The 17,522-nt window shown below is 70.6% G+C and carries 15 protein-coding genes and 1 tRNA gene; 12 read left to right on the forward strand and 4 right to left on the reverse strand.

From position 1 onward, the window contains the following. Positions 1 to 51 precede the first annotated feature (51 nt). The 5 genes from ACWD2L_RS25670 to ACWD2L_RS25690 all read left to right on the forward strand — a co-directional run bounded on the left by ACWD2L_RS25670 (position 52) and on the right by ACWD2L_RS25690 (position 4,355). Positions 52 to 1,635 carry a hypothetical protein gene (locus ACWD2L_RS25670; protein ID WP_351340933.1) on the forward strand — a complete coding sequence of 528 codons (1,584 nt, stop codon included), beginning with the start codon at positions 52 to 54 and terminating at the stop codon, positions 1,633 to 1,635. A gap of 11 nt (positions 1,636 to 1,646) precedes the next feature. Beyond that, positions 1,647 to 2,981 carry an AAA domain-containing protein gene (locus ACWD2L_RS25675; RefSeq protein WP_351341000.1) on the forward strand — a complete coding sequence of 445 codons (1,335 nt, stop codon included), beginning with the start codon at positions 1,647 to 1,649 and terminating at the stop codon, positions 2,979 to 2,981. A 161-nt stretch (positions 2,982 to 3,142) separates the two neighbouring features. Beyond that, positions 3,143 to 3,493 carry a hypothetical protein gene (locus ACWD2L_RS25680; RefSeq protein ID WP_351340930.1) on the forward strand — a complete coding sequence of 117 codons (351 nt, stop codon included), beginning with the start codon at positions 3,143 to 3,145 and terminating at the stop codon, positions 3,491 to 3,493. Positions 3,494 to 3,649: 156 nt separating this feature from the next. Further along, on the forward strand, positions 3,650 to 4,291 hold the full coding sequence (locus ACWD2L_RS25685; protein WP_351340927.1) for a bifunctional DNA primase/polymerase: 642 nt from the start codon (positions 3,650 to 3,652) through the stop codon (positions 4,289 to 4,291). Further along, a tRNA-Lys gene (locus ACWD2L_RS25690) sits at positions 4,282 to 4,355 on the forward strand. The genes ACWD2L_RS25685 and ACWD2L_RS25690 overlap by 10 nt, the downstream gene beginning before the upstream one ends. Before the next feature lie 420 nt (positions 4,356 to 4,775). On the opposite strand, the gene ACWD2L_RS25695 is transcribed toward ACWD2L_RS25690, so the two are convergent. After that, entirely contained in the window at positions 4,776 to 6,065 is a 1,290-nt protein-coding gene (locus tag ACWD2L_RS25695; RefSeq protein ID WP_351343389.1) for a M6 family metalloprotease domain-containing protein, read from the reverse strand. A 305-nt stretch (positions 6,066 to 6,370) separates the two neighbouring features. Here ACWD2L_RS25695 and ACWD2L_RS25700 point away from each other — a divergent pair, with 305 nt between their 5' ends. Continuing rightward, a complete protein-coding gene (locus tag ACWD2L_RS25700) occupies positions 6,371 to 8,296 on the forward strand; it encodes a putative bifunctional diguanylate cyclase/phosphodiesterase (RefSeq protein WP_451191531.1) in 1,926 nt (641 codons plus the stop codon). Positions 8,297 to 8,314: 18 nt separating this feature from the next. On the opposite strand, the gene ACWD2L_RS25705 is transcribed toward ACWD2L_RS25700, so the two are convergent. The 3 genes from ACWD2L_RS25705 to ACWD2L_RS25715 all read right to left on the reverse strand — a co-directional run bounded on the left by ACWD2L_RS25705 (position 8,315) and on the right by ACWD2L_RS25715 (position 11,195). Continuing rightward, the gene (locus ACWD2L_RS25705; protein WP_351343393.1) at positions 8,315 to 9,394 is read right to left on the reverse strand and encodes an LLM class flavin-dependent oxidoreductase; all 1,080 of its coding nucleotides are present in this window, start codon (positions 9,392 to 9,394) and stop codon (positions 8,315 to 8,317) included. 241 nt (positions 9,395 to 9,635) lie between these two features. Next, positions 9,636 to 10,367, reverse strand: coding sequence for a maleate cis-trans isomerase family protein (locus ACWD2L_RS25710; RefSeq protein WP_351343395.1), 732 nt, complete (start codon positions 10,365 to 10,367; stop codon positions 9,636 to 9,638). A gap of 3 nt (positions 10,368 to 10,370) precedes the next feature. Then, positions 10,371 to 11,195 (reverse strand): maleate cis-trans isomerase family protein, encoded by an 825-nt coding sequence (locus ACWD2L_RS25715; protein ID WP_351343397.1) that lies wholly within the window; start codon positions 11,193 to 11,195, stop codon positions 10,371 to 10,373. A gap of 316 nt (positions 11,196 to 11,511) precedes the next feature. Here ACWD2L_RS25715 and ACWD2L_RS25720 point away from each other — a divergent pair, with 316 nt between their 5' ends. The 6 genes from ACWD2L_RS25720 to ACWD2L_RS25745 all read left to right on the forward strand — a co-directional run bounded on the left by ACWD2L_RS25720 (position 11,512) and on the right by ACWD2L_RS25745 (position 17,109). After that, positions 11,512 to 12,948 carry an amidase gene (locus ACWD2L_RS25720; protein WP_351343399.1) on the forward strand — a complete coding sequence of 479 codons (1,437 nt, stop codon included), beginning with the start codon at positions 11,512 to 11,514 and terminating at the stop codon, positions 12,946 to 12,948. 93 nt (positions 12,949 to 13,041) lie between these two features. After that, on the forward strand, positions 13,042 to 13,974 hold the full coding sequence (ehuB, locus tag ACWD2L_RS25725) for an ectoine/hydroxyectoine ABC transporter substrate-binding protein EhuB (protein ID WP_351343401.1): 933 nt from the start codon (positions 13,042 to 13,044) through the stop codon (positions 13,972 to 13,974). Further along, entirely contained in the window at positions 13,971 to 14,714 is a 744-nt protein-coding gene (gene ehuC / locus ACWD2L_RS25730) for an ectoine/hydroxyectoine ABC transporter permease subunit EhuC (protein ID WP_351343403.1), read from the forward strand. Before ehuB ends, ehuC begins: the two co-directional genes overlap by 4 nt. Beyond that, positions 14,711 to 15,358: an ectoine/hydroxyectoine ABC transporter permease subunit EhuD gene (gene ehuD, locus ACWD2L_RS25735; protein ID WP_351343405.1), complete on the forward strand. Its 648-nt coding sequence runs from the start codon at positions 14,711 to 14,713 to the stop codon at positions 15,356 to 15,358. Before ehuC ends, ehuD begins: the two co-directional genes overlap by 4 nt. After that, positions 15,348 to 16,163, forward strand: coding sequence for an ectoine/hydroxyectoine ABC transporter ATP-binding protein EhuA (ehuA, locus tag ACWD2L_RS25740; protein ID WP_351343407.1), 816 nt, complete (start codon positions 15,348 to 15,350; stop codon positions 16,161 to 16,163). Before ehuD ends, ehuA begins: the two co-directional genes overlap by 11 nt. Positions 16,164 to 16,338: 175 nt before the next feature. Next, on the forward strand, positions 16,339 to 17,109 hold the full coding sequence (locus ACWD2L_RS25745) for an IclR family transcriptional regulator (protein WP_351343409.1): 771 nt from the start codon (positions 16,339 to 16,341) through the stop codon (positions 17,107 to 17,109). The last annotated feature ends 413 nt before the right edge of the window (positions 17,110 to 17,522 follow it).

The raw sequence follows: 17,522 nt of genomic DNA on the forward strand, positions 1-17,522 counted from the left end.
GCCGCAGGGGCTTAATGTTCGCGGCGCAGAACCCCGTAAGGAGACTCACCGGTGAGTCTGATCAATCACCTGGCCCGGCTGGAGGCCACCGACACGGGGCGGGCCCAGCGGATCGCCACCGTGCGGCACCGGCACCTCTCCCAGCGACCACTGGTCCTCGTGCCGCTCACGACGGCCGGTGAGACGGGCGCGCCGCTCGGCGCGCTGATCGGCACCGAGCGGACCTCGCCGCGGCTCCTGGTCGTCCCGCAGCCCCGCGACCGCGACCTCCGCTTCGCGTTCCTGACGCAGCTGGCCGACGAGGTCCTGCCGTACATCGACACGTACGCCACCGACGTCGAGGCCGCCGAGCGCAGCGAGGTCGACCCGGAGACCGGCAAGAAGGTGAAGGTCGAGGTCGAACTGTGCGCGGACGCCCCGCAGATGATCGTGCCGGGCCGCGCGGGCATCGAGTTCCTCCGGCTCCTCGGCCGCTCGATGCGCTTTCGCCGCACCGCGGAGCAGGATCCGGAGACGCCCTACCCCGCGCCGCCGCACGTCCCGCTCCTCGGCCGCTGGCTCACGCACTTCGGGGAGCGCGCACGCGTACCCGGCTCGTCCCTGCTCCTCGCGATGACGGACCTCCTGTCGTGGCACTGGGCGACGGGCCAGTCGAGCCTGGAGGACCAGCACTTGGGCGCGCTGCTCGCCTGGATCGAGGCACCGGAGGGCACGTCGGGCGCGGCGGCCGCGCTCGGCGCCGAGCTGGACCGCGACCGGCAGGGACAGTTGCTCTGCCCGCCGGCGGGCCCCGCCACGGACCCCGCGTTCGACAACAAGCTGCTCGCGCCCGCGATCGAGCGCTACGACAAGGCCCGCACCCGCCACGCGGCGGCGGACGACGCGGTCGAGGCCGAGGGCCGACTCGCCGAACTGACCGCCGCCGAGCGGGAGATCCACGCCCTGGTCGAGTCCCGCACGCGGCCCACGTGGGACGCGGTGTGGCGCGGCCTCGACCAGCTGTGCACGCTGCCCGAGGGCGGATACGCGGCGGAGCGCTGGACCCGCGACCGCTGGTCGTTCACCGGCCACCGCGACCGGGTTCTGGCGGGCGAACCCCCGCAGCCGCGCCGCGACGACGCGGTGACGGCGGCGAACAAGCTGGCCACGCGCGAGCGCGAGCAGGCCCGCCTGGACGCGCAGGAGGCGCTGGACGACCCGCTGGTGATGGCGGGCCGCCGCCTCTCCGGCGAGGCGTTCACCGGTGAGGTGACCGAGGTGGCGGCCGCGTACAACGAGAAGAAGCGGCCCCGCCCGCTCGTCACCCTCCGCACGGCGGACGGGCCGCGCCTCGGCGCGGGCGTGAAGGTGTACCGCACGCTCGAAGGCAAGCCGCAGACGGCCGAGTTCGTGGAGTACGAAGACGGAGGCAGGGCCGTCGTGCTGCGGGTCCTGGACAAGATGGGGCGCGGCAAGGAACCGGCCGAGGGCTCGCTGCCGGAGAAGGGCGAGCGGGTGTGCTGGACGCTGTTCGAGCACGAGCAGCGCGGCGGCCCCAAGCTGCCGGACCCGGAGGAGACACCGTGGACGCACGGCGGCCCGCCGGGGACGGACGCGGAGTCGCCCGACACCGTGACTTCGGAGGACGTACTGTGACCGCGCCGACCATGCCGACCACCGCCCTCAGCCCGTCCGATGCGGCCGGGCAGGCCACCGCCGCCATCCTCCGCGACACGCTGCACGGCACGGCGCGCGGCATCGTCGTCGACTCGCCTCCCGGCGCCGGAAAGTCGACCCTCGTGGTGCGGGCGGCGCTCGAACTCGCCGAGGCGGGCCGCCCGTTGATGATCGTGGCGCAGACGAACGCGCAGGTGGACGACCTGGTCCTGCGCCTCCACGTGAAGAACCCGGAGCTCGTGGTCGGCCGGCTGCACAGCAGCGACCCGGACGCGTACGACAAGGCGCTCGACGACCTGCCGAACGTCCGCCTGTCCACGAAGGTCGGCGATCTGGCCCCGCTGCCGATCGTCGTGTCGACGGCCGCGAAGTGGGCGCACGTCAAGGCCGACGACGCGGGAGGGCCGTGGCCACACGCGATCGTCGACGAGGCGTACCAGATGCGCTCCGACTCCCTGCTGGCCGTCGCGGGGCTGTTCGAGCGGGCGCTGTTCGTGGGCGATCCGGGGCAGTTGGACCCGTTCTCGATCGTCGGGGCGGAGCAGTGGGCGGGCCTTTCCTACGACCCGTCGGCCTCGGCGGTGTCGACGCTGCTGGCCCACAACCCGCAGCTGCCGCAGCACCGCCTCCCGGTCTCCTGGCGCCTCCCGGCCTCCGCGGCGCCGCTGGTCTCCGACGCCTTCTACCCGTACACACCGTTCCGCAGCGGCACGGACGAGGGCGACCGTGAGCTGAACTTCCTTACGGAATCGGACGGTTCGGGCCCCGACCGCGTCATCGACGAGGCGGCGGCCGCCGGCTGGGGCCTGCTCGAACTGCCCGCCGCACACACACCGCGTACGGACCCGGAGGCGGTCCGGGCGGTGGCCCTGGTCGTACGGCGGCTGCTCGACCGGGACGGTGTCACGCGCTCCGAGTCCGGCGAGGGCCCGCTGACGGCCGAGCGGATCTGCGTCGGCACCGCGCACCGCGACCAGGCGGCGGCGGTACGGGCGGCGCTGACGGACCTCGACGTCCACGACGTCACCGTGGACACGGCGAACCGCCTCCAGGGCCGGGAGTACGACGTCACCGTCGTGCTGCACCCACTGTCCGGCCGCCCGGACGCGACGGCGTTCCACTTGGAGACGGGCCGACTCTGCGTCCTCGCGTCGCGGCATCGGCACGCGTGCGTGGTGGTGTGCCGGGCCGGCGTCGCGGACCTCCTGGACGAACACCCGTCGGCGGACCCGGTACAACTCGGCGTGACCGTCAAATTCCCGGACGGCTGGGAAGCCAACCACTCCGTCCTGTCCCGCCTGACCGAACACCGGGTCCCTTTTTAAGCCCCGCTCTTTGGACGAGAGCCAGCGGGGTACGGGGCAGAGCCCCGATCTTTCACCCCGGCCCACCGGGCGGAGCCCACCCGCCCTCTTGCGGGCCGACGGACAATGGAAGGTGGCCCGACACGGAACCGCGGGCCACCCCGGCAACAGGAGGCCGCACCATGGCGGAGCCCGACCGTACCCACCAGCCCCGGCTACGACCCGCCCCGCTGATCTTCGAACCCGCGGAGGCGTCCGCCGACCCGGAGCACTTCTTCGACCTGGAGTCCATCGAGGACCCCCGCGAGCTGCTCACCCGCGCCACGGAGCTGACGCACGCGTTCCGCTCGGCGGCGGACCGGTCCATGGAGTTCCAGGCCGTCGCCGCGGCCCAGCTCGCGGACCCGCGCCGCTTCGACCGGCTCACCACGGCGGACATCGCGGAGCGCGCGGACTGGACCGAGGACTACGCGAAGAGGATGGTCGAGTTCGGCCGTGATCTGCTGCGCGGGGCTCAGGAGCGGACGCAGTAACGAGGGTCGTGACGGGGGCGTACCGCGAGGGCCACGGGCACCAGAAAGATCATTTGGCATATGCCAGTGGGCAAGATACTCCACCCCGCCCACTCCTGTCCCGATTTTCCGCAACCCATGGCGATCGCGCCTTCACCCCCTGTAGATGTATGAGGCATGAGTACTGCGACGCCTCCGTACACCCCCCACGACCCGTCGGCCACGACCCCTGGCAAGCGCGACCACTTCGACATCTGCGACGTCACTCCCGAGGGCGCCGCCTGGCTCGCTTCCGCCGGGGCGTACCCCCGCTCCACGCTCGCCCACTGGGAGGCGCGGCCCACGGCCCCCGTCGTCCTCCCCTGCGGATCCGCCTTCGACGTGGTGAACGTGCCCGCGATCTTCGGCCGGCGGATGTTAGACCGGCTCTGGTCCGAGGGGCCCGGATCGGGGCCCGTCGCCACGCACCGGGGCCGCATGCTCCTGTTCACCGCGCCGGGCACGGCGCAGCGCCTGCCGGCCCTCCTCCACTGGGAGGAGTGGGGCCCCTCGGTGCCGCCGCTGCTCTACCACGGCGCCGGCGACGCGGTCACCGGCCCGGCCCCCACGACCCACGCCGCCCTCCGGCCCGACCAGCGCCAGGAGTCCCGCTGGGTGGTCGCCCCCGACACCCGTCACCCCTGGCTCCCGGGGCCCGAGGTGATGCGCTGGGCATGCGTCAGGGCGGCGCGCGCGAGTGCGCAGGCCGCGGTGCGGATTTCGATTTTTCCTGCCCCCGATCCTGGTGCTAATGTCTACGACGTCAACCGGCGCCATTAGCTCAGTTGGTTAGAGCAGCGGACTCTTAATCCGCGTGTCCGGGGTTCGAGTCCCTGATGGCGCACTTGAAAGACGAAGGCCCTCCGCAAGCGCGGGGGGCCTTTGCCGTGCGCTCGGAGTCACCCCGGCGCCGACAGGCGCGGCTGGGGGTCCGGGGGTTATCCCCCGGGGAATACAGCATCCGCGAGTCCGGGGTTCGAGTCCCTGATGGCGCACCTGAAGACGAAGGCCTCTCGCTACGGCGGGGGGCCTTCGTCATGTCCGCCGTCGTTGCGGCCGCGAGGCTCCGCCCCGGACCCCGCGGCTCAAGCGCCGCAGAGGCTTAAAAGATTCGCCTCAATCGCCGGCGGGGCTTGATAGATCAAGCCCCGCCGGCGGCTGATCTCTCAAGCCGCGCCGGCGGTTGTTTTTAAGCCCCGCCGGCGATTGAGGCGCGGGGTCCGGGGCGGAGCCCCGCGACCGCAACGACGGTGCCGGTGCACGATCAACCCGACGTCGTCACCCGCACCGTCCACGCCCCCGACGCCGTCCGGCCCTCCGCCTCGACGCGGATGTCGTCGCCCGGCACCGTGAAGGTCTCCCCCACCCCCACGGGCGCGTCGGCCAGGGGCGGGTAGACGGACTCGCCGTAACAGGCCTCCGTACGGGGATGCGCGTCCAGGACCTCCATGGGCCCGCCCCCGGACGAGGAGTCGCTGCGTACGCGGTACACGAGGACACCCCGACTACAGGTCGCCGCATCATTGCCGGACCCACCCCGCGCCTCGAGCGCGATGGCACTGTCGACCCCCGTACGAATGACGGCGAGCTTGGTGCCACCCCCCGTACCGAACGGCGCCCCCGCCCCCCGCTCCCCCGAACTCAACGGCTCCAGCGTCAACCGCGTCTCACCACTCCGCTTCACACACGCCACCTGCCGCCGCTCCAGCCACCCCAGCTTCCACTTGTGCCAGCCGAACAGATCCGGCGACAGGCCGAACTGGCTGCCCATGACGTCCCAGTCCCCGACGTACGTGTCCCAGTCCCCCTTGCCGTCGGTGGGCCGGTGGTAGAGGTCGGGCAGGTCGAAGACGTGACCGGTCTCGTGCGCGAGGACGTTCCGGTCCGGCGGATGGCGCTCGAAGACGGTCACGATGCGACGGATGTCCGTGCCGTCCGCGCGCATCGGCCGGTCGAAGTTCACGACCTTCGTCGCGTCGGAGTCGACGCCGGGCGCGTCCGGGTCTGCGACGAAGTAGACGACGTCGTACTTACTGAAGTCCGTGTGCGGATCCGCCGCCTTCAGGGCATCTTGCAGATATGCGCTGCGGTGCGCGGCGTCCCAGTCGCGCTGTATGGCGTACGTGGTCGATGCGTGCGGCATCCGGGTCCACCGCCGCTGCGGATGCGGGACCAGGGAGAACTTTCCGTACGAGGCCCGGTCGAAGAAGCGGCTGGTGGCCGGGAAGTAGTCGGAGGCCAGCTCGTCCGGCGTGGCCAGCGGCCGCGAGTCGGGGAACGAGAGGAAGACCATCACGGCGTTGAGGGTCTTCTCGGGCTTCGAGTACGCCGGATTCCAGGTGTCCAGGCCCTCGGAGTGGTGCGCCGGAGTGCGCTCCAGGGCGCACGGCCCCGCGAACGGAACGGCCGAGGCCGGACCGGCGAGGAGTCCCATGGCGGCCACGGCGGCGAAGGCGGTGAGCGCCGCCGCGAGTGCGCGCGGGCGTGGCGTGGCCACTCCCCCGAGTGGCTGCGGACGCGGCAAGTCGACCTCCGGGACGGGAATGCGGGACACCGAACCCAGAGTGTTGGCATTTGATGTGCTATGCCCTGTTTATCTGGCCCGGATGAGTGAGCGCACGACACTCCAGCCGATAACGGAACGTCACAGACGATCGGCCGCGATCGGGGAGCGACAGGAGGTGGGGCAGCAGCGAGCAGAAACGATCTACCGGGGCGGGCGCGGCGGCCCGGAACCCACGCACCCCGTGATCCAGGCTGGATAGGCCGTTCGACCTGGCCCTATGATCGGCACACTTTCCTGCCGGGACCCGGCCGCAGCAGATCACGCAACCATCCGACGCACCACGGGAGCGAGCGGTGAGCGCACAGCCCGAAGGGCCCACGACCGCGCACTGGGTGGCCCCGCCCGGCCTGCGCCACGACCCCCTCGCGGAGTTCCGGGGGTTCACGGAGACCTCCGAGAACTCCGCGAACTCAGAGGCCACAGAGCCCTCGGTCAGCACAGAGCCCTCAGTGATCACAGAGCCCTTGGGCATCACGGAAAGTGACGGCGTGCGGTCGGCCTTCGCGACGTCGCCGCTGGCCATGGCGGTCGTCGATCGCGCCGGCGTGATTCGCGGCGCCAACGACGCCGCGTGCGCCCTGCTGTGCGAGGAGAACACCGGCGGAGGTGCCCGGCAGCTCATCGGCCGCGCTGTCGACGAACTGGTCGACCTGCACTCGGACCCGCGCACCGCGGACGCCTACCAGGAGATCCTGCGCGGGCGGCAGGCCCGGCTCAGCCGCACCCGCCGCCTCAAGCACCCCTCGGGCCACTCGATGTGGCTGCGCGTCACGGTGTCACCGCTCCCGGACGCGGAGGCGGTGCTGCTCTCGCTCGGCGACATCACCGCGCACCGCGGTCTCCAGGACCGGCTGCACCACCTGGAGCTGCACGATCCGCTGACCCGGCTGCCCAATCGCGCCCTGTTCTTCGAGCGCGTCTGCACCGCCCTGGAGACGGGAGCGTACGAGAGCCCAGGGGCGTACGAGAGTGCGGGGGCGACCGGGCGGGTGGGGCTCTGTCTGCTCGATCTCGACGGGTTCAAGGCGGTCAACGACTCGCTCGGGCATCCCGTCGGCGACCGGCTGCTCGTCGCCGTCGCCGAGCGGCTCACGCACTGCGCGGACCATGCGCAGAACGCCACGGGCGCCCCGCTGGTGGCCCGGCTCGGCGGGGACGAGTTCGCGCTGCTCGTCGAGGACTCCACCGGTACGGAGCAGCTGGCCGCGCTCGCCCGCGCGGTGCTCGACGCGCTGCGGGAGCCCTTCGACCTGGCCGGTCACCAGGTGTCGGTGTCCGCCTCCATCGGCGTGGTCGAGCGGCAGGTCACGGGCACCAGCACGACGGCCCTGATGCAGGCGGCCGACACCACGCTGTACTGGGCGAAGGCGGACGGCAAGGCCCGCTGGACCTTCTTCGATCCGGAGCGCAACGCCCACCGGATGACCCGTCAGGCCCTGTCGTCGAGCCTGCGGCCCGCGGTCGACCGGGGTGAATTCACCCTGGAGTACCAGCCGTTGGTGGAGATGGCGGACGGTGCGCTGCGCGGCGTCGAGGCGCTGGTGCGCTGGCGGCACCCGCAATTCGGCCTACTGACGCCGAATCGGTTCATCGCACTGGCCGAAGAGGACGGCTCCATCGTGGAGTTGGGGCGGTGGGTGCTGCGGACGGCGTGCGCGCAGGCGCGGCGCTGGCAGGTGGAGCACCCCGAGGCGCGGCCGGTGTTCATGAGCGTCAATGTGGCGGTGCGTCAGATGTGGGACTCGGACCTGGTGTCCGACGTCGCGCAGATCCTCGCCGAGACCGGACTCCCGCCGGAACTCCTCCAGTTGGAGCTGATCGAGTCCGCCGTGATGGGGCCGACGGGCCGGCCGTTGCAGGCGCTCAGGGCGCTGAGCGACATGGGGGTGCGCATCGCCATCGACGACTTCGGCACCGGGTACTCCAACCTCGCGTACCTCAGCCGGCTGCCGGTGTCGGTGCTCAAGCTCGACGGGGCGTTCGTGCGGGGGTTCCAGGGTGACGGGACCGCGCCCGCGGAGCCGGCGGACGCGATGATCGTCGAGGCGCTCGTGCAGTTGGCGCACCGGCTCGGGCTCACCGTGACCGCCGAGTGCGTGGAGACGGCGGAGCAGGCGGAGCGGCTGCGCCGGCTCGGGTGCGACACCGGGCAGGGGTGGCTCTACTCGCGGCCGGTGGCGGCGGATCGCATCTCCGGGCTCCTCGCGGAGCGCGGATGATCCGCCGCCGCTACCGCGTCAGGCGCGCGGCAACCCGTAGGCGTCCGCGATGAGTTCGTAGGAACGCAGGCGTACGTCGCCGCCGTGGGCGTTGGCCGTGAGCATCAACTCGTCCGCGCCCGTGCGCTTTTGCAGGTCGTCGAGGCCGGCGCGGACCTCGTCGGGGGTGCCGTGGATGACGTTGGAGTTCCAGGAGTTGATGAACTCCTGCTCCATCTCGTTGAACTGGTACGCCTCGGCCTCTTCGGGGGTCGGGACGAGGCCGGGACGGCCGGTGCGCAGCCGGACCATGTTGAGGGCGGCCGCGAGGACCTGGCGGCGGGCCTCCGTGCCGTCGTCGTCCGTCGCGAGGGCCGAGACGCCGATGACGGCGTAGGGCTCGGAGAGCAGCTCGGACGGACGGAAGTTCTCGCGGTACAGGTCGAGCGCCGGGATGGTGTTCTGCGCCGAGAAGTGGTGCGCGAAGGCGAACGGGAGGCCGAGGGTCGCGGCAAGCCGGGCGCTGAAGCCGGAGGAGCCGAGCAGCCAGACCGGCGGGCGGTTCGGGTCCTGTACGCCGCCGGGGGAGGTGGCCTGGACGGGGCCGGGGACGGCGTGGATCCGGGAGTACGGGTGGCCGTCGGGGAAGTCGTCGTCGAGGAAGCGGGTGAGCTCGACGAGCTGCTGCGGGAAGTCGTCCGCGCCCTCGTTCAGGCGGTCCGAGCGGCGCAGGGCGGCGGCGGTGGCGCCGTCGGTGCCGGGGGCGCGGCCGAGGCCGAGGTCGACGCGGCCCGGGGCCATCGCTTCCAGCGTGCCGAACTGTTCCGCGATCACGAGCGGGGCGTGGTTCGGGAGCATGACGCCACCGGAGCCGAGGCGGATGCGGTCCGTGTGGGCGGCCAGGTGGGCCAGGATCACGGCGGGGCTGCTGGAGGCGACGCCCGGCATCGAGTGGTGCTCGGCGACCCAGTAGCGGTGGTAGCCGCGGGACTCGGCGAGGCGGGCGATGTCGACGCTGGTGCGGAGGGCGTCGGTGGCCGTGCGACCCGCTCCGACGGTGACCAGGTCCAGGACGGAGAGCGGGGTGGGTGCGGTCCCGAGGGCTGCGCCGCGGATCACGGGTCCTCCTGCGAATACGTTTGTTACGGGTGGGTGGCTCGACCCCTGCGTAACGGAGGCCTACTCCGCTTTATTCCCCCACCCCACCCCTTCCCGAAAGTCCTGCCGGACGGGCCTGCTCAATCGCCGGAGGGGCTGAACAGTGTCCTGCCGGACGGGCCTGCTCAAGCGCCGCAGGGGCTTGATAGATCAAGCCCCGCCGGCGATTGAGGCGCGGGGTCCGGGGCGGAGCCCCGTGGCGTCACACCTGGACCAGCGGCTCCTTCGTGAAGAGCGCGCCCAGGGCCGGCGCGTTGACCCGGCGGTCGACCAGGCGCAAGGACTCCCACACTGTGACCTGGTTGGCGGTGAGTACCGGCTTACCGAGGTCCGCCTCCAGGTCCCGGACATACGCCGCCGTGTGCAACGCCGTGTCCGGCAAAAGCACCGCCTCCGCGTCGGCGTGGTCACCCGCACGGGCCATCGCCCGCACCTCGTCCCACCCCCACGTCCCCACCTCGGCCGCCGTGACGATCCCGCTCCCCCGGACCGAGGCCACCTCCGCCCCGGCCGCCTTCAGGAACGCGGCGAAGTGGTCCGCCACGTCCTCCGGATACGTCGCGGCGACCGCCACCCGCCGCGCCCGCACCTCCCGCAACGCGTGCGCGAAGGCGAAGGACGTACTGGAGGCGGGCAGCCCCGCCGCCATCGCGAGCCCGCGGACCTGCTCGTGCGCGCCGTCCCAGCCGAAGACGAAGCTTCCGGACGTGCACGCCCAGACCACCGCCTCCGCGCCGGAGAGCCGCAGCTCCTCGACGCCCGCGGCGAGGCGGTCGGGCGCGCCCATCTCCAGCAGCGCGTCGACACGGTGCGCGTCCTCTCCGATGTCGGTGTGGACGACGGACAGCCGCACATCGCTGTCGATCAGCATCTCGATACGCGGATAGTCGTCCTCCGCGGAGTGTCCGGGGTACAGAAATCCCAGCGAGGTCATGTCCTACGCCCACCCTTCCTGTTCCTTCGACCGTTCCCTCGGCAGATCCTCCGGAGGCATCGCCTGCGGCAGCTCCGCCGGGGGCCACACCCGCGCCGCCGGATCGAGCAGCGCCTGGTAGGGGCCCACGGCACGGGTACCCAGTCGGGCGAGTGCTGCCCACATCGTGGCCTGATTGGCCGAGATCACCGGGATCCGCAGCTCCGCCTCGAGCTGCGGGATGACGTCGTACGTCGGCAGGTTGGTGCAGCTGATGAAGAGCGCGTCGGCCCCGGAGCGCCCCGCTTCCCTGGCCATCTCCGCCACGTCCCGGTAGGGCACCTTCCAGATGTGCCGGGTCAGTCCGAGGAAGGCCCGCCCGGTGACCGTGATGCCCGCCTCCGCCAGATACTCCTCCAGCGATTCGGTGACCGAGCGCGTATAGGGGGTGACGAGTGCGACGCGGCGCGCGCCCACCTCGGCCAGGGCCTCGAGCATGGCGCCCGACGTGGTGACGGCGGGCAGTTCGCCGGCCCGCCGCATCGCCGCGCAGAGCGCCCGCTCCCCCGCGACACCGCCGACGAAGCTGCCGGAGGCGCAGGCGTACGCGAGGACTTCAGGACCGGTGGCGCCGAGCGCGCGCACCGCCTCGCCGAGCGTCTCGTGCTCGCTGACCAGGCGCGCCAGATCGAGACCGACCTCGACGGGCACGAATGGAGTACGGGTGAGGTGGAGGGAGACGTGGTCGGGCACCCAGCGCCACAGCTCGCGGTCGAGAGCGAAGTCGAACGGGGCGACGACGCCCACACCGCGCTGCGGTTTCGGTCCCCCCAGGAATGAGACGTCCATGAGCAGGCCCCATGTTCAGCTGACTGATCAATGCCGGTGTGGTGCTTGAGCCGGCGAACCGCCGGGACGTCGGGACAGCGACAGCGCGAAACAAGGTGCAGGAACCCGGTTGAGTACCTCTGTTGTCGACGGTAGGTTCCGGTGCCTGCGGGGTCAATCCGCACATGTCGGCAGGTGTTGTGGACCCTCCCGACTTCTCGCGTCCAGGAAAACGGATCTTCATTGCCGGACGGTTTCCCCGCGATGTCCGTGCGTCACGAGGTGATCCTGGGTAGGCCCCCGGCAACGTAACGCGAGCACTGGTGCTGGAGGGCGGATGACGGGCGAGCTCATCGGACTGACCGCGCAGGACCTCATCGAGGGATATCGCAAGGGAGAGTTCAGTCCGGTCGACGCGACGCGCGCCGTGCTCGCGAGGATCGAGGAGACGGACCCGGCGCTGAACGCCTTCGTACGGGTCGACGCGGAGAGGGCGCTCGCCCAGGCGGAGGAGAGCTCGCGGCGGTGGCGCGAGGGCGGGCCGACGGGCCTGGTCGACGGGGTGCCGGTGTCGGTGAAGGACATCCTGTTGCAGAAGGGCGCGCCGACGCTGCGCGGCTCCAAAACCGTCTCCACAGAAGGGAATTGGGACGAGGACTCCCCCTCCGTGGCCCGGCTGCGCGAGCAGGGCGCGGTCCTCGTCGGCAAGACGACGACACCCGAGTTCGGCTGGAAGGGCGTGACCGACTCGCCGCTGTCCGGCGCGACCCGCAATCCGTACGACACATCGCGTACGGCGGGTGGTTCGAGCGGCGGGAGCGCGGCGGCGGTCGCGGTGGGGGCGGGGCCGCTGTCGCTCGGTACGGACGGCGGGGGTTCGGTGCGGATCCCGGCGTCCTTCTGCGGGATCTTCGGCCTCAAGCCGACGTACGGGCGGGTGCCGCTGTACCCGGCGTCCGCGTTCGGGACGCTGTCGCACGTGGGGCCGCTGGCCCGCACGGCGGCCGACGCGGCGCTCATGATGGATGTGATCTCGGGCCCCGACGCGCGGGACTGGTCGGCCTCCGGGCCGCCGTTCGGCGGCTTCCGGGAGGCGCTGCACGGCGGGGTGCGCGGGCTGCGGGTCGCGTACTCGCCGACGCTGGGCGGGCAGGTGGCGGTGCGGCCCGACGTCGCAGCGGTGGTGCGCGCGGCGGTGACGCGGCTCGCCGAGCTCGGTGCCTATGTGGAGGAGGTGGATCCGGCCATCCAGGTCGGGCACGGCGCGGGTGCGGTCGAGGCATTCCACACGCTGTGGTTCAGCGGGGCGGCCCGCGTGGTGCAGCATCTCCCGGCGTCCAGGCGACAGTTGCTCGACCCCGGACTGCGGGAGATATGCGCCCGGGGCGCCCGGTACAGCGCGCTCGACTACCTGGCGGCGGTCGACGCGCGGATGGAACTCGGGCGGCGGATGGGCGCCTTCCACTCGACGTACGACCTGTTGGTGACGCCGACGGTGCCGATCACCGCGTTCGAGGCGGGAGTTGAGGTTCCGGGGGGCTCCGGGCTGCACCGGTGGACGGGCTGGACCCCGTTCACGTACCCCTTCAACCTGACCCAACAGCCCGCCGCCTCCGTGCCCGTGGGGTTCGACGGGGACGGACTTCCGGTCGGCCTCCAGCTCGTGGCCGCGCGGCACAGGGACGATCTCGTACTCAGGAGTGCGCACGCGTTCTACGAGGCCGGAGTGGCGAGTCACTCCACTCCCAACACGGCCCGAATCGCGCGAAGTTAGGATATGGCCGTATTGCTATGAATTCAGGTCTCGGCTTTATCAAGGGCTGAAAACGATAGGCATACCTCTCGGGGCTTCGGGTAATGGCGCGCCATGGCTCCACCACTTGGTAACAATGAGGGATTCATCGCCAGACCAGTACGCCGCCGCTCTCTGCTCTACGGTGCGGGAGCGGCGGCGCTGGGTGTGTTCGGCACCGCGGCCTGCTCCCGCGTGCCGGAGGAGGGGAAGGTCGAGGGCGGGGACCTGCTGGACCGGATGCGCGACGCGGGCGAGGTCAAGATCGGTGTGGCGGGCGAGGTCCCGTTCGGCTACATCGACGAGAACGGCGAGGTCACGGGAGAGGCGCCGGCGATCGCCAAGGTGATTTTCCCGCGCCTCGGGGTGCCCAAGGTGAAAGCGGTGCCGACGCAGTTCAGCGCGCTGATTCCCGGGCTCACCCAAGCGCAGCAGTTCGATGTGGTGTCGGCGGGGATGTACATCAACCCGGACCGCTGTGCGCAGGTGCTGTTCTCGGATCCGGACTATCTGATGCCCGACTCGTTCATCGTGCGCAAGGGAAACCCGCACGGCATCAAGACGTACAAGGAAATCGCGGACAAGAAGCTGAAGTTCGCGACGGGCACGGCCTACGCGGAGATCGATACCGCCAAGGCCCTGGGCATCAAGGACATGCTGATCCTGCCCGACCAGGTCGCCGGGCTCGACGCCGTGCGCCAGGGCAGGGTCGACGCCTTCGCCGGCACGGCCGTCACGGTCCGCACGGTGATCAAGGGCAAGAGCGGGGTCGAGGCCGTCGAGCCCTTCCAGCCCTACGTGGACGGAAAGCCGGTCTACGGAGCAGGCGGATTCGCGTTCCGGAAGTCGGAGAAGAGCCTGCGCGACGCTTTCAACAAGGAGCTGCACAAGCTCAAGGACAGCGGTGAACTCCTGCGCATCATGCGGCCCTTCGGCTTCACCGAGAAGGAGATGACCGACCTCACGGTCGAGAAACTCTGCCCTCCTGCCAAGGGAGCCGCCTCATGATGTCCGCCAAGTTCTTCGAGAACTGGTTCCTGCCGGGTATCTGGATCACGCTCGAGGTCACGATCCTCAGCGCGGTCATCGCCTTCGTCGTCGCGTTCATCATCGGCGTCCTGCGCACGTCCAACGTATGGATCGTGCGCTTCCTGTCCGGGGCGTACTTCGAGATCTTCCGCAGCACGTCCTCACTGGTCTTCATGTTCTGGATCGCGTTCACCGTGCCGATGCTGTTCCAGATCAGCTTCCAGCCGATGTTCGCGGGCATCCTGGCGCTCAGCATCACCTACGGCGCCTACGGTTCGGAGATCGTGCGCGGCGCACTCGCCGCGGTGCCGCCCGCGCAGCGCGAGGCGGGCATCGCCCTCAACTTCACGCGCACCCAGCGCCTGCGCCGCATCGAGATCCCGCAGGCCTGGCCGGAGATGATCCCGCCGTTCAACAACCTGCTGATCGAGCTGCTCAAGGGAACCTCGCTTGTGTCCCTCATCGCGGTGGCCGACATGACGTTCGCGGGCAACCTCAAGCGGCTCGTCTCCGGTGACAGCGCGCCGGTCTACACGCTGCTGCTGGTCCTGTACTTCGTGTTCGCCTTCGTCTTCACCCGCCTCATGCGCCTGCTTGAGCGGCACGCCAAGAACCGCGTCGGCCAGGCGCCCGAGCAGGGCGGACTGCGCGTGTTCCTCGGCGGTATGCGCTCCAAGTCGACGATCGACGCCGTCACCGGTGCCGGAGGTGCCAAGTGAACTGGGACTGGTCCAACGTCGCGGACTTCATGCCGCAGTTCTGGGACGGCGTACTCGTCACGCTCCAGGCCCTCGTCTGGGGCGCGATCATCGCCTTCGTCCTCGGCCTGGTGTGGGCGATCGCCCAGCGCTCGGAGCAGAAGTGGATCAGCTGGCCGGTGACGGTGCTCACCGAGTTCATCCGCAACACCCCGCTCCTGGTGCAGCTGTTCTTCCTCTTCTACGTCGTTCCTTCCATGGGCATCTCGATGTCCCCGCTGACCACCGGCATCGTCGGGCTCGGCCTGCACTACTCGACGTACACGTCCGAGGTCTACCGGGCGGGCATCGAGGGCGTGCCCGTCGGCCAGTGGGAGGCGGCCACGGCGCTCAGCCTGTCCAAGGGCCGCACCTGGCGCGCGGTGATCCTGCCGCAGGCCGTGCGCAGGGTGATTCCCGCGCTCGGCAACTACGTGATCGTCATGTTGAAGGAATCGCCGCAGATCATGGCGATCGGCGCGCTGGACATGCTGGGCGAGGCCCAGGGCTTCAGCCAGACCACCTTCACCTTCGAGGCCATCAGCATCGTCGGTGTCGCCTTCATCGTCATCGCCTACCCGGCCTCTCTTCTTCTGCGAGTTTTGGAGCGTCGTCTTGTCCGCTGACAGCAGCACTTCCCAGGAAACTCCCAATCCTGCCGTCGACGGCAGCGAGCTCATCCGCTTCGACAAGGTCACCAAGCGGTTCGGCAGCAACACCGTGCTCGACAACCTGGACTTCTCCGTCGACTCCGGCAAGCACGTCACGCTGATCGGCCCGTCCGGATCCGGCAAGACCACGATCCTGCGGCTCCTGATGACGCTGATGAAGCCCGACGAGGGCACCATCAAGGTGGGCGGCGACTACCTCACGCACGAGCAGAAGGACGGCAAGCTCGTCCAGGCCGGCGAGAAGCACATCCGCGAGATCCGCAAGAACATCGGGATGGTCTTCCAGCAGTTCAACCTGTTCCCGAACATGAACGTGCTGCGCAACATCACCGAGGCCCCGGTCAATGTGCTCGGCCTGTCCAAGGACGAGGCGGAGCAGCGGGCCAAGGAGCTGCTCGACATGGTCGGGCTCGGCGACCGATGCGAGGCGTACCCCTCGCAGCTCTCCGGCGGCCAGCAGCAGCGTGTGGCGATCGCCCGCGCGCTGGCGATGCGGCCGCAGGTGCTGCTCCTGGACGAGGTCACGTCGGCGCTCGACCCGGAGTTGGTGGCGGGGGTGCTCGACGTCCTTCGTGACATCGCGCGCACCACGGACATCACCATGCTGTGCGTCACGCACGAGATGAGCTTCGCCCGCGACATCTCGGACCAGGTCCTGATGTTCGACTCGGGGCGCATCATCGAGTCCGGTTCGCCGGAGAAGATCTTCAGCGAGCCGGAGCACGAGCGCACCCAGGAATTCCTGAGCGCCGTGCTGTGACCAGCCGCTCACCGAGTGGTGCATGACTTTGGCATATGCCATGGTGGCGCGTTCCTGCTGAGAGGCATGGGGCGCGCCACCAATCTCCCCAACCACCGCCCCCAAAGGGGGTGTTGGCGGCTATCGTGGACTCCAGCCCAGCTGTCCGGAACCGGTCCATGCAGGGGGAAGAACCGTGGCGCTGAAGCACGAGCAGGGTGCGACCCCGCACCAGCCGCACGAGGCGGTGCAGCACGCGTTGCGCGTACTGGAGACCGTCGCGCACCGGGGCAAGGGCATCACCGACACGGAGCTGGCGAGCGCCACCGGGCTGCCCGCCGACCAGCTGACGGCCCTGCTGCGCATGCTGCGCCGCGAGGGGTACGTCCAGCAGGTCGCCGACGGGGCGTACGTCACCGGCGAGACCCTGACCCGGCTCGGCGCCGCCGAGGGCCAGGCGGCCGCGCTCACGGCCAAGCTCCAGATCACGCTCGACCGACTGCGGGACGACGTGGGCGCGGCGGTCTACATGAGCCGTTACGTCGACGGGGAGATCCGGATCACGCAGATCGCGACGGGGCCGCAGACGCCCGCGGTCAACGAGTGGGTGGACTTCCGCGTCTCGGCGCACGCGAGCGCGATCGGCAAGAGCCTCCTGGGCCAGCTGGACATGAACGGGCGGCGCGACCACCTCTCCCGCCACAAGATGGCGCGGCTCACCTCGCGCACGATCACCAGCGAGAAGGTGCTGCTGTCCCGGCTCGCGGCGCAGCCGTCGACGGTGCCGGTGCTCGATCTTCAGGAGTACGCGGTGGGCACGGTGTGCGCGGCGGTTCCCATTACGGCGGGGGCGGCGGTGGGGTGCCTGGCGCTTTCGCTGCCGCTGGAGCATGCGCACCGTTTGCACGACGCGGCACATCAGCTCAACAAGGAGGCGGCGCCGGTCCTCCTGTCCCTGGCCATCTGACCCCACACCGGCACCGTGACTGCGCACCCGGGGCTCCGCCCCGGACCCCGCGCCTCAATCGTCGGCGGGGCTGGGAAGTGGGCCATTCCAGCCCCAGCGCGTCATTCACCGGCAGGGCTTGATCTATCAAACCCCTGCGGCGCTTGAGCAGATCTTTTAAGCCCCTGCGGCGCTTGAGCCGCGGGGTCCGGGGCGGAGCCCCGCGGCCGCAACGACGGCGGACATGACGAAGGCCCCCGCCGTAGCGAGAGGCCTTCGTCTTCAGGTGCGCCATCAGGGACTCGAACCCCGGACACGCGGATGCTGTATTCCCCGGCGGATAACCCCCGGACCCCCAGCCGCGCCTGCCGGCGCCGGGGTGACCCCGAGCGCACGGCAAAGGCCCCCCGCGCTTGCGGAGGGCCTTCGTCTTC

This window comes from Streptomyces sp. NPDC002754 (assembly GCF_053592315.1).